At 67.1% G+C, this 11370-nt stretch carries 12 protein-coding genes; 6 read left to right on the top strand and 6 right to left on the bottom strand.

Going from position 1 to position 11370, the window contains the following annotated elements:
- Positions 1-2094: AAA family ATPase (locus tag ACFU99_RS17530; protein ID WP_384392436.1), on the top strand; the 2094-nt coding region annotated here is incomplete at its 5' end.
- Positions 2095-2499: 405 nt separating this feature from the next.
- Positions 2500-3738 (top strand): IS110 family transposase, encoded by a 1239-nt coding sequence (locus tag ACFU99_RS17525; RefSeq protein ID WP_384392434.1) that lies wholly within the window; start codon positions 2500-2502, stop codon positions 3736-3738.
- A 121-nt stretch (positions 3739-3859) separates the two neighbouring features.
- Here the strand turns inward: ACFU99_RS17525 and ACFU99_RS17520 are convergent, their stop codons facing one another.
- Complete coding sequence (locus ACFU99_RS17520) at positions 3860-4375, bottom strand: hypothetical protein (protein WP_384392432.1); 516 nt, start codon at positions 4373-4375, stop codon at positions 3860-3862.
- 60 nt (positions 4376-4435) lie between these two features.
- Between ACFU99_RS17520 and ACFU99_RS17515 the strand changes: the two genes are divergently transcribed.
- Entirely contained in the window at positions 4436-5392 is a 957-nt protein-coding gene (locus ACFU99_RS17515) for a Scr1 family TA system antitoxin-like transcriptional regulator (RefSeq protein WP_384392429.1), read from the top strand.
- Positions 5389-5586 (top strand): DUF397 domain-containing protein, encoded by a 198-nt coding sequence (locus ACFU99_RS17510; protein ID WP_384392426.1) that lies wholly within the window; start codon positions 5389-5391, stop codon positions 5584-5586. Before ACFU99_RS17515 ends, ACFU99_RS17510 begins: the two co-directional genes overlap by 4 nt.
- 303 nt (positions 5587-5889) lie before the next feature.
- Here the strand turns inward: ACFU99_RS17510 and ACFU99_RS17505 are convergent, their stop codons facing one another.
- Genes ACFU99_RS17505 through ACFU99_RS17490 form a run of 4 tightly spaced genes read right to left on the bottom strand, consistent with a single transcriptional unit; the run spans position 5890 to position 9429 of the window.
- Complete coding sequence (locus ACFU99_RS17505; protein ID WP_384392424.1) at positions 5890-6540, bottom strand: 3'-5' exonuclease; 651 nt, start codon at positions 6538-6540, stop codon at positions 5890-5892.
- A 35-nt stretch (positions 6541-6575) separates the two neighbouring features.
- Complete coding sequence (locus tag ACFU99_RS17500) at positions 6576-7832, bottom strand: radical SAM protein (protein WP_384392421.1); 1257 nt, start codon at positions 7830-7832, stop codon at positions 6576-6578.
- Positions 7829-8389 carry a nucleoside-diphosphate kinase gene (locus ACFU99_RS17495; RefSeq protein WP_384392419.1) on the bottom strand — a complete coding sequence of 187 codons (561 nt, stop codon included), beginning with the start codon at positions 8387-8389 and terminating at the stop codon, positions 7829-7831. Before ACFU99_RS17495 ends, ACFU99_RS17500 begins: the two co-directional genes overlap by 4 nt.
- Positions 8389-9429, bottom strand: a complete 1041-nt coding sequence (locus ACFU99_RS17490) for a thymidylate synthase (protein ID WP_384392417.1) — start codon at positions 9427-9429, stop codon at positions 8389-8391. Before ACFU99_RS17490 ends, ACFU99_RS17495 begins: the two co-directional genes overlap by 1 nt.
- A gap of 366 nt (positions 9430-9795) precedes the next feature.
- Between ACFU99_RS17490 and ACFU99_RS17485 the strand changes: the two genes are divergently transcribed.
- Positions 9796-10662, top strand: coding sequence for a helix-turn-helix domain-containing protein (locus ACFU99_RS17485; RefSeq protein WP_384392414.1), 867 nt, complete (start codon positions 9796-9798; stop codon positions 10660-10662).
- A complete protein-coding gene (locus ACFU99_RS17480; RefSeq protein WP_384392437.1) occupies positions 10659-10898 on the top strand; it encodes a DUF397 domain-containing protein in 240 nt (79 codons plus the stop codon). The genes ACFU99_RS17485 and ACFU99_RS17480 overlap by 4 nt, the downstream gene beginning before the upstream one ends.
- Before the next feature lie 44 nt (positions 10899-10942).
- Here ACFU99_RS17480 and ACFU99_RS17475 read toward each other — a convergent pair whose 3' ends face one another.
- Positions 10943-11089 (bottom strand): hypothetical protein, encoded by a 147-nt coding sequence (locus ACFU99_RS17475; RefSeq protein ID WP_384392412.1) that lies wholly within the window; start codon positions 11087-11089, stop codon positions 10943-10945.
- Between the last annotated feature and the right edge of the window lie 281 nt (positions 11090-11370).

The following is an 11370-nucleotide window of genomic DNA, read 5'->3' as shown; positions in this document are numbered from 1 at the left end:
GGGATCAGCTCCCGCACCCTCGCGTCCTGGTTGACCGGTATCCGATCCGGAGGCCGGGGACTCACCGGAGTAGACGTCCTGGTCGTGGACGAGGCCGCGATGTGCGACGACCGCGACATCGCCGAACTCCTTGCGCACGCCGCGAAGACCGGCACAAAGATCGTCGGCATCGGAGACCCGAAGCAGCTGCACTCGCCCGGCATCGGCGGCAGCTTCGCCGCCATCCACCACATCGTCGGTGGGCTGGAATTGACCGAGAACTTCCGGCAGAAGGACGCCATCGAACGCCGCGCCTTGGCGCTCTGGCGCGACGACAACCGTATGGAAGCCCTGCGGTCCTTCGCCGGCACCGGCCGCGTACACGCTCTCGCCGACAAGGACGAGACGCTCGCCGCGATGCTCACCGTCTGGGCCGACAAGCGCGCCGCCCACACCGACGACCACACCGCCGTGCAGCAACTGCTCATGCTCGCCGCCACCAACGAAACCGTCGAAGAACTCAACCTAGGCGCCCGAGCACTACGGAAGGCCAGCGGGGACCTGATCGGCCCGGAGCACACCTACGCCCTCCCCGGCGGTGGCGAACTCGTGCTGTCCGTCGGCGACCAGGTCTTCCTGCGCACCAACGACTACCGTGCCAAGCGGACCCACGGTGAGAACGAAGACGTGCTCAACGGATTCCGCGGTCTCGTCCGCGCCGTGGACGAGCAACGCCGCGTCCTCGTGGAGTGGCGGGAGAAGACTGCGGACGGCCACCGTGACGTATCCGAATGGGTCGACACCGACTACATCGCGCAGGGCGGGCTGTCCCTGGGCTACGCCATCACCGGACACAAGTCACAGGGCCTCAGCGTCCAGGAAGCCCTGGTCTACGGCCCCGGAGCGCAGGCCAACGCCCTCTACACGATGATGAGCCGAGACAAGGCGGAATCGCACCTTTTCCTCCCCTTGTCCGTCTACGAGGCCGACACCGACCGCGCACGCCACGGAGAGCCCGCGAACGAACAGGAGCAGCTCGACCGCGCCGTCGCCGGCCTCATCCGCGAAGTCGCGAACGGCACCGAGGAACGGATGATCCTCACCGAACTGCCCGACAACGCCGTACCCGTGCACGTCCGCGACATCGTGCCCGACCTGCCTGTTCCCAGGGTGCCCGGGTACGACGACCCCAACACGGAAGAGGGTTCGGATGCGACGACACCGACGGTTGCGCGAGGGCGCGCAGCCACTCCTTACCCGTCCGCCGTGGCAACGGATGACGCTATGCCGTTGAGAGGGACCGCACCGTACGCGCATCTCGGCAACAGCGCCTTGCGTGACGCCGTCCGACGAGCAGCCACAGCGACCCGTGCCGCCCAGCGCGCGGCGGAGAGCGCGGGGGCGAAGGCTGCCCGCGCCGAACAGCAGGCGGTAGCGGGAAGCGGACCCAATGCCCTTGCCCTTCAGCGCCGGTACCAGGACCTTACCCAGCGAACCGAAGCCATCATCGAACTCCGCTCCGTCACCACGGCAATAGCCGACGGATCGAACGAGCAGCGCCGTACGGACCAGCGCCTCCACGACCTCGACCAGCGACTCGAAGCCGTCGGCCGCTTCGGACGGCCCGTGCTGCGCGGCGAAGACCGTGCGCAGGCCGAAGCCGAACGCGACGCTCTGCGCGAGCAGAGCTCCAGGGAAAGCGAGGAACTCGCCGCCCTTCGTACGTACCTTCAGGAATTGGCTCCGGCCGCAGGCCCGGTCGAGGAACACGACCAGGTGTTGGCCGAAGCGGTCTTCCTCAAGGACGGCATGTCCGAGCTACTACGACGTGCTCAAGGCAAAGACAACGGGCTCGCCGTCACCCTGCGGACAGAGGCGACGGCTGCCCGCACGGCCGAGCAGGCAGCCAGCCACCGTGAGGCTGGACTGCGCAGCGAGGTCAAGCGCCGTAAGGACCTTCCCGAGCCTCAGCAGACGGAGGCGGGAATCCGTCCTAAAACGATACAGAGGCAGTCCACGGCCAGAGGCCCCTATGCCGGTCCGTACGGAGGGGCAGATGAGGCGGAGAACGAGAGCGTTGCCGGGCCACCGTCGGCGTCGCCACGACCGGATTGAGGAGCCCTGTAGGGCAAGGTGGCCCTGGGCGTTCTTACCGGATGGGTGCCGCCGGGGATTGGGCGGCTGCTCTCAGGCGGCGGCGAGCGGCCTCTCGTCCCGGGGGATAGCCCAGAGGGAGAGGTCGCTGAGCAGGTCGGTGAGGGTGGCCCAGTGCCAGCGGGTCAGTAGTCCGGTGCGCCTGACGGCGACACCCTGTGGGCGTGAAAATCGGTGTGTGGTCGTCCGGCGGACGTCGTGGCGCCTTGGTGCGTTCCGAGCCCGTGGGTCAGTAGGACGCTGGGGGTCCATCGACAGGCACCCGGATGTGTTGCTCCGAGCACGTGAATCAGACTCTCTGGCCTGCCGGACCCCCGCCGGACGATCGCGTGCTCGCGGCCGATCACGGAAGGGGGTGCCGGGGCGGTGGAAGTGATTCACGAACGTTGCGCGGGCATTGACATCAGCAAGGTGGACGTGAAGGTGACGATCCGCGTGCCGGGGTCCAACAAGCGGCGCCGCAGCGAGACCCGCACCTTCTCGTCGGTCACCTCGGGCCTGCTGGCGATGCGGGACTGGCTGCTCGCCGAACAGATCACCCTGGTCGCCATGGAGGCCACGGGCATCTATTGGAAGCCTGCGTTCTACCTGCTCGAACACGACGTGGAGTGCTGGCTCCTCAACGCCCGCCACATGAAGTCCGTGCCCGGCCGCAAGACCGACGTGAAAGACTCCGAATGGATCTGCAAGCTGACCGAACACGGCCTGGTCCGCCACTCGTTCGTGCCGCCGGAGCCGATCCGGCAGCTGCGGGACCTCACCCGCTACCGCACCGAGGTCATCCGCGAACGCACCCGTGAGGCCCAGCGGCTGGAGAAGCTCCTGGAAGACGCGGGCATCAAGCTGTCCGCGGCGGTCTCCAACATCCTGGGCGTCTCCGGCCGGGCCATGCTGGAGGCCCTGATCGTCGGCCAACGCAACCCGCAGATCCTGGCCGACCTGGCCAAAGGATCCATGCGGCGCAAGACCGGCGCGCTCGTCGAGGCCCTGACCGGGCACTTCGGTGACCACCACGCGTTCCTGGCGCGCGCGATGCTCGACCGCGTCGACGCCTGCACCGCGATGGAGACCCGACTCAGCGAGCGTATCGGCGCACAGCTCGCGCCGTTTCGTCGCCAAGTCGAACTCCTGGTGACCATCCCCGGTGTAAGTACCCGGGCCGCTGAAGTGATCCTCGCCGAGATCGGCGACGATATCGCCCGCTTCCCCTCGGCGGCCGACCTCGCCTCGTGGGCCGGGGTCTGCCCCGGCAACAACGAGTCCGGCGGCAGAACAGGACCCGGGAAGACCCGTCACGGCGACCCCTGGCTCAAGGCCGCGCTCGGCCAGGCCGCGGTCTCCGCCGCGCGAACCAAAGACACCTACCTCGCCGCCCGCTACCGGCGCATCGTGGCCCGCCGCGGCAAGAAACGGGCCCTGGTCGCCCTGGAACACTCGATCCTCGTCTCCGTCTGGCACATGTTCACCCGCGACGTCGAGTACGCCGATCTGGGCGGCCAGTACTTCCTCGAACGCACAGGCCGGGCCAGGCAGACCCGCCGCCTGGTGAGCCAGCTCAACCAGCTCGGCTACCAAGTGACCCTCCAAACAGAAGGAGCTGCCTGAACAGCGGCTACGTACACGGGGCAATGGATTTTCGAATCAGGCACCTTCGGACTCCTTGCGCAAGGGGTTGGGCCTTCCTCGCGGCGGGGGGCGTTAGCGAGGGCGGTTTCCTCCAGCACGGTCATGAGGCTCCTCCACGTTGGCTCGGCTTCGTCGGCCTGTCGTCCGTGCGCGGGCACCACCCTGTGATGCGGCACAGCAGCGACTGGAGCTGTTGGGCATCCACGAAAAGCGAATCGCCGGGCCTGGAGATCCATCGGGCAGAGCCCGTATCCCCCCGCAGGGCAGGCACAACGATGTACTGCTCCTGAGCACCGTGACGAGAAGACGTGCCGGCCCAAACCCCCGGCGGCCACCGCACCGATGCAGCCGCCCCAGGTGGCACGAGGAAGTGGTAGCCGTCGCTGCGCTGCGTGTAGATGACCGCACCGCAGTCCGGGCCGTTCAGTGCCGTCAGTCCGTTGTACGTCTCCTGACCAAGAAGTCCCTTGACGCGAACGGCATCGAAATCCACGCCGCATCGGCGCATGGCGCTGCCCGTGACGGGAATCCACGCTAGGGCTTCCTGCGGCGGTGGTTCACTCGATACCGAGTCGACGTCAACGGCGTCGACTTGGGGCTGTCCTTCGGGGAACATGCTCCAACGATCGGCTACCGAAGCTAGCCTGACCAGACGTAACCGGCGCACAGAAAATCCGTGCTGACCTGCAAGTTTCCGTGCTGTGCAGCGCTCTCCGGTGTGATCGTGTGCGGTCAGTCGACCATTCTGTGCGCCCACCGGTTCGCCCTGTGCGCCGGTGTGCGGTGCGATTTTCGGGAGAAAGGCAGCAGGGTGACGAACAGCAGCAGCCACGAGGATCTCGCTAACAGCGCGAAGGCATTCGGCCGCATGATCAGGGCACTGCGCGAACAGCGCGGACTGACGCAAAAGCGACTGGCCGAGGACATCGGGGTCAGCGAGTCGCTGATCCGGATGTACGAAGCCGGAAAGCGCCTCGTCAAGGAGGACGTCCTTCAGCCACTGGATGACGCCCTCGGCGCGCACGGGGTGCTCCTGGTCGTCGCTCCCGACGTCCGCGTAGGGGACCACCCGTCGTGGTTCGCCGAGTACGTCGAGATGGAGACCAGCGCCCTCAGCCTGGCCATGTACGAGACGCTCGTGGTGCCCGGCCTGCTTCAGACCGAAAACTACGCGCGCGCCGTAATCGGCGCGCACTGCCCTACGCTGGACGACGACGAGGTCGAAAGCCTGGTTGCAGCCCGCCTGGAGCGGCAGGTGCTGCTCACCCGCAAGCCCGTCGCGATGCTGACCTTCGTCATCGAGGAATGGGTGCTCCGGCGCCCAATCGGCGGCAGGCAGGTGCTGAAGGAACAACTGCTGCGCCTGGCTGAGTATGCCGTCATGCGCAATGTGACGATCCAGGTCATGCCGGCGGACTGTGAATCCCACGCTGGATTCGACGGTCCGCTGACACTGCTGGAGACGGGTGAAGGCAAGAAGATCGGCTATGTCGAAGGACAGGCTGGACCCGTGTGGATCACGAGCCAGAAAGGGGTCAGCCGCCTCGAACAGCGGTATGGAAATATGCGTACCCAGGCCCTCAGCGAGACCAAGTCGTTGAGCCTTATCAACAAACTGGCAGGAGAACTATGAGCACACAGAAGGCTGCACGTGGTCCCGCTGACCTCGTGTGGCGCAAGAGCAGTTACAGCGGTAGCAATGGCGGCCAGTGCGTCGAGGTCGCCAAGGGCTCGGACACCGTCCACGTCCGGGACTCGAAGGACCCCGACGGCGGTCACCTCGTAGTCACGCCTCAGGTATGGTCGGCCTTCATCACGACCATCTGACGGGCCCCCTGCGCATACTGCCGGGCCTCCCGGCTCGGTACCTGCCGTATAGGCATCGAACCGGGAGCCCTTCATGCGCCTCACGGCCCTCTATACCCTGCCTACTTTCGCTTACCCGCACCAGATCCCGCGCTCGACGCGAGGAAAACAGCCAAGCATGCAGGAGTAGCCCAACCCTCGCGTGTAACAGGTGCCCTCTGCCATGTTTTCGGAGAGGGCACCTGTTGCCGTTCCTTGGCCCAGCAGAATGGCGATCAAGGCTCGGTACGGGCAGCGTCTACAACACCGCCCTTCTCACCCAGCTCAGAGGTCCCACAGGGTGGGCTGTTCGTCTGCTGGGGCGGGATTGCTGGTTTCGGCGGGGAGGCCGGCGATCTTGAGGAGCTCGGTCATCGTGATGTCGTTGCGGTCGTCCAGTAGCGCGGACAGGAGCATCGCGGTGCCGGTGGCGTCCCACAGGGCACGGTGGGGCTGGGAGCCGGGTGCGGCCTCTGTGGTGGCCCCGGTGAGGTGGCGTCGCTCCAGCCACGCGGTCAGGCTGTGGCCCTTCACGCTGGGGTTCAGGGCGCGGGCGAGGCGGAGGGTGTCCAGAAGCCCGGCGGGGGTGATCTCCGGGTAATGGCGGTGCAGGAGCCGCCAGTCGACACGGACGTTGTGCCCGACGATGATCTTGCCGTCCAGCAGGGCGGCGAGGCGGGGCCCGACATCCTGCGCGGACGGGGCCTTCGACAGGACGTCGTTGGTGAGGCCGGGGGAGATCCACGGGCGCCGTTGGATGGGCCGTTCGGGGTTGATCAGCGTCGAGTGCGACTCGGACGGGATGGGACGGCCCTCATGCACCGGGACCACGGCGATCTCCAGGATCGTTTCCCCTTGAGGGTCCTGCGGGCCGGTGCCTTCGAGGTCGAGGGCTGCCAGAGCAGGGCTGTTCCACCAGGGGCTCGTCTCGTCCATGAGGGCCGTCCCATCCGTTGTGCGCCGGGCAGTGCTTAGTCGTCGTCGAAGCGTGCCAGTTCGGCGAACCTGCCACGCGCCTTCGTCAGCTGCTCGGTCTCCTGACTGTTCGGCTGGTAGCCGGTGAGTGCGCGGCCGTGGGCGTGCGCGAAGTGTGGCAGGTCGAGGTCCCAGACCTGGTAGCCGAGCTGGTGCTGGATCGGGTATCGCTGCTGCTCAGTCAGTCCGGCGGTCCACACATGGCCGCCGTCGAGCATGGTCGGGGTGTCGTAGCCGAGTTGGTCGATGACCGTCTTCAGCTCGGCCCTGGTGGGCGGCTTGTGCGCATCCCGGCACAGGGTGCGCTGGGCCTGGGGGCAGATGTCGCACAGCTCGTTGACGCCCCAGTGCCCGTTGTAGTCCGGGACGCGGTGGAGGAAGGAGACCCCGCAGGATGTCTTGCGGAACAGCGGGGTCGTGGCGCCGGAGGCCCGCCAGGCGGCGATGACCTTCTCGTCGGTTTCCTTCGGCATCACCTTGCGTCGCGCGAAATCGTCCTCGTACGGGACGGGGACACCCAGTTCCCGCAGATACTGGGCGTTCTCTTCCTTGTGGTAGTAGCCGGTGAACACGAGAGCGTCCGCCATCCGGCCGGCCTCCAGGACGCCCGCCATGGTCTCGGGCGCGTCGTTCCAGCCGGGGACGATCGGACGCCAGTACAGGATTACTCCGGTGCGCTGCTTGCACTCGCAGGCGGTGGTCAGGGAGGTCAGGGTGATCGTGCTCTTCGCGATCGGTTCCACCCGCGCGTCGGCGATGCCGGAGTAGGTGAACAGCAGCGTCACCCGCAGGTGCTTGAGGTTCTCCAGTTCGGCCATGTCCGAGGGGGTGACCTTGAAGCGGGTGATCAGCAGAACCAGGTTCGTCAAGCCTCGCCGGTCGAGGGCGTGAAGGATCTGGAAGAGGTGCGGCTTCACCCCGGGGAGGAACGGGTCGGTCGCCTTGTTGAAGATCTGGAGCGGGGTGATGTGCGGCCGGAACCCCTCGTGGCTGGTCAGCAGCTTTACGGCCTGGCCGGTGTCGATGAGCAGTTGCGGGACCTTGACGTCGAAGTTCCCCCAGAAGTGCCGGACGCAGTAGCCGCAGTCCAGCGGGCAGCCGATGATGTGGTTCACCGACAGGCCGCTTTTGCGGTAGGTGACGATCTGCGCCATGTACGGATCGAGCTCGGCCTGCACGGCGGCGGGCATGAACCCAAGGGCGCGGGGGCCGGAGTTGATGCCGGCCTGGGTGGGCGCGGCATCGGCGGTCATGAGCTTGTCTCCTGTGCGGAGGCCGACGGGCCTGAGGGGAACAGCAGCTCATGGCGGTCGGCTCCGAACCACGTGCCGAAGTCCCGGCACACGGTGGGCGGATCGTCGGAGGTGTGGACGAGATTCTCGATCAGCCGCCCCTCGGCCCGCGACTTTTCCTGGCTGTCGTCTCCGAGGTCACCGCGGATCGTTCCGGCCTTCGCGACGGCCGGGTCGTAGTGGCCCAGCAGCGCGCGTACCCGCTCCGGGGTCCCGGCGCCGCCGTGAACGAGGGCGATGACGACCTTCTGCCCGGTGTATGTGCGGCGCAGGTAGCTGACGACGTCGATGCTGAACCAGTCCCGGTCCACGAGGAGATCCCAGTAGTGGACGTGGATCTGCCAGTCGGCGACGGTAACCTCTTCGCGGGTCACGATCCGCTCGTGCTCTCCGATGCGGTCCAGGACCTTGTCGACCAGGCCGCGACGCAGGCAGTCCGGCTTGAGCATGACGACACTCCAGCAGGACCAGTCCACGCCGTCCAGAACGCTCCCGGGGATTCGGCTGTGCTTCTTCATCAGAGGGTGCTCCCGTCGTTGAGGAGGGTGGGAATCCGCTCGGGCCACCGGTGAGCCAGCAGCCACCGGTATCCGGGGTCCAGGGCGGCCAGGAGCGTGGTGTCGACCGGGTCGGCAGTGCAGAACTCGATCTGCCGCCGCACCTCGAACAGCAGCAGCACCTGTTGCCAGTACGGGTCGAGTCCGGTCTCGGCCACGGTGGTCGGGGTGTGCTGTACCTCGTTGGTCCGCAGGGCCCTCTCGTGCGCCTGTACCGCGTTGAGGTCGGCCCACGAGGTGGACGCGGGCATGGCCGGGAAACGGAAGCCGCTGCCGCCCTTCGTCTGGCCGGCGGCCTCGGCCAGCACCCGTTCCACGCGCGGCATGTCCCGGTCACCGATGTGCATGGACCCGGCCAGGTGGGTGTACGTACCGAGCTGGACGCCGAGCTGCCGGGCGGCGAATTCCTGGAGGAGGGTGAAGGAGAAGACGTCGGACAGCAGGCCCTGGTCGGCGTCGTTCGCCCGCATGTGGCAGACCGCGTGCAGGCGGCCCTCCCGCAGCAGGAACTGGAGGGCGAGGGCGCACGAGACGTCGGGGTTGTCGGGGATCGCGAGTTCCTCGGGGCGGAACATCGTCAGCACGGCGCGTTTCGTCGACGGATCGTTGCGGAGCACGTCGAGGACCTGGTCGAACGCGGACCGTTTGGCCCCGCTGACGGCGCGGAAGAGGCGGGTGCCGTAGGCGGAACCGCCCATGGTCTTGCCGTCTGCGGAGTACGCCCGCATCTGCGGCGCGTAGTACGCCATCATCTCCAGGTCGTCCCGGCCCCACAGGTACCAGAGGGCCTCGGCGAAGTGGAAGACGATGTTGACCTTCCGGGAGGCCAGATAAGGAACCCGGGCGGTCGGGTCGGCCAGCGTGAAACCGACGTTCAGACATTCGCGGCTGGCGTTTCCACGCGGGGCGTTGATGTACTCGTGCCGGTGTGCGACCTGCTCGATCACTGCCAGGTAGGCGTCCTGGAGGGTGGGAACGGACAGGGGCGTCAGGTGGAGCACGCTTCCTCCAAAGGGCAGGTCTGGGGACCGCGCCGCCCATGGCGCTGATGGTGAGAGCTCCGGCACCCGGGCAGCCGGCACGGGGAGAGTCCTGATGCCAACGGAAGGTGGGCCGGTGACGGACAGGCACGAGCGGGCAATGGGAGCCGATTCCTCGTAGCCGCCGCCGGACTTGAGCTGCTCCAACTACCGTCTCCCCAGGGCAACTTGAATTGCAATCGGAAGCGCGTAACTAATTGTGGTCCGGGGAGGATCGGTATATGACTGGCGGTGAACCGGAGTCCGGACAATCTGAACCGGGTCCTGCGCGGAGCGAACCGGGACTGTCGCCAGGGCACCGTGGCGGGCACCGGAGGGGGCGGTCACATGGCGGCGAACACGGGAGCGACGTTCCTGCGCATCATGTTGGGTGCTGAGCTCGCCCGGCTGCGGGAGAACGCCGGGCTGTCGGGCGAGCAGGCAGCGAAGGCGGCCAAGTGCGCGGCGTCCACGATCACCAACCTGGAGAAGGGTACGACCGGCTTCCGGCGCATCGGCCAGTACGTGGATCTTCTTACCGCGTACAGCGTCGACGACGAGGGCCAGGAACTGCTGCTCGACTGGTACAAGAATGCCAAGGGCGACGACTGGTGGACACCGAACGTGTCCGTGCTGCCGTCCGGGATGCCCGCCTACCTAGGCTTCGAGTCCGGAGCGAAGACCCTGAGCCCCTGGTGTCCCGGAGTCGTATACGGGCTGCTCCAGACCGAGGAATACGCCCGTGAACTGATGCTATCGGCCAAGGCCGCCGACGAGACGACCACCGACTTCATCGACAGCGCCGTTGCAGTGCGGATCAACCGGAAGAAGCTGATCACCGAAGGCGGCCTTGAGCTGGTATGCCTGATGGACGAGTCCGCGCTGACGAACATGGTCGGCAACCCGGATGTGATGCACTGCCAGTACGAGGAGATCACCCGACTCGCCAAGCTCCCGAACGTCACCGTCCAGATCATCCCGGCGACCGCCCCCGCCTACCGGCTGACGGCGGGGAACTTCACAGTGCTGGACTTCGACCGCAAAGCCCTGCCCGGACCCGTCGTATCGGCGAGCACCGTCGTAGGAGCGGTCCAGGTGATCTCGAAACAGAAGGTCGTCAAGCGGTTCTCGCGCCGCTTCGACTTCCTCACCCGAGGCGCCCTGCCCGACCATGAAACCCCCGGCTTCCTCGAACGACTCGCACGAAGGGCCTGATCACCATCAACGCGAACACCACCGCCACAGGCCGCCCCTACGGCCAGTGGTTCAAGTCTTCCTACAGCGACAACCAGGGCACCGAGTGCGTCGAAGCGTGCCCGATGCCCCACGTCGTCCACGTCCGCGACTCCAAGCAGAACAACGACGACGAGCCCCCGGTCCTCACCTTCACGGCCGCCGCGTGGACGTCGTTCACCGACCACGTGACCCATGCGGATCACCCCTCTGCCTAGGAGAGGCCCTACCGTGGCAGCGAGGAATCCGCGCCAGGCCCACATCACGCGGACTCCTCGCTGAACCCGTGCAGCGGTACCTGGGCGAGCGGGTCCGTCCGGCCGACGCCGTGCGGGCGGTCGTAGACGGTGTCCGCGGTGGTGTCGTCCTCGGCCCAGCGGCCCCGCCGGTTCCGCTCGGCCAGAGACACCCCCGCCTGAACCATGTCGGTGTTCGGGCCCGCCCGCAAAGAATGGGAGTACGCGGATTCCCGTTCGTCTCCCCGGGGAATGACGGATGTGGTTGCCTGCACATGTCAGGAGTCGGCGCCATGTCGCTCTGGTGGAGGGGAAGTTGATGCAGGTTTTGGCGCGGGTCCCGCTGGAGGGCGGCGGGACGATGCTGTTCGAGGCGGGGCCGGAGCTCGACGGGCCGGTGAAGGCGGGGCGGGCCGGGGAGGCCATCCGTGACCTGCCGCAGACGTTGCAGGCC

Origin of the sequence: Streptomyces sp. NPDC057654 (assembly GCF_042800135.1) — a bacterium.
Classification (GTDB): Bacteria; Actinomycetota; Actinomycetes; order Streptomycetales; family Streptomycetaceae; genus Streptomyces.
Note: the sequence above shows the minus strand (reverse complement) of the source record. Positions and strands in the feature narration are given on the sequence as shown.

What these genes read in the sequence shown, in the direction of transcription:
- ACFU99_RS17510 (WP_384392426.1), top strand. Translation starts at nt 5,389, where the DNA reads ATGAGCACACAGAAGGCTGCACGTGGTCCCGCTGACCTCGTGTGGCGC.
- ACFU99_RS17500 (WP_384392421.1), bottom strand. Translation starts at nt 7,832, where the DNA reads ATGACCGCCGATGCCGCGCCCACCCAGGCCGGCATCAACTCCGGCCCC.
- ACFU99_RS17520 (WP_384392432.1), bottom strand. Translation starts at nt 4,375, where the DNA reads ATGTTCCCCGAAGGACAGCCCCAAGTCGACGCCGTTGACGTCGACTCG.
- ACFU99_RS17495 (WP_384392419.1), bottom strand. Translation starts at nt 8,389, where the DNA reads ATGAAGAAGCACAGCCGAATCCCCGGGAGCGTTCTGGACGGCGTGGAC.
- ACFU99_RS17485 (WP_384392414.1), top strand. Translation starts at nt 9,796, where the DNA reads ATGGCGGCGAACACGGGAGCGACGTTCCTGCGCATCATGTTGGGTGCT.
- ACFU99_RS17505 (WP_384392424.1), bottom strand. Translation starts at nt 6,540, where the DNA reads ATGGACGAGACGAGCCCCTGGTGGAACAGCCCTGCTCTGGCAGCCCTC.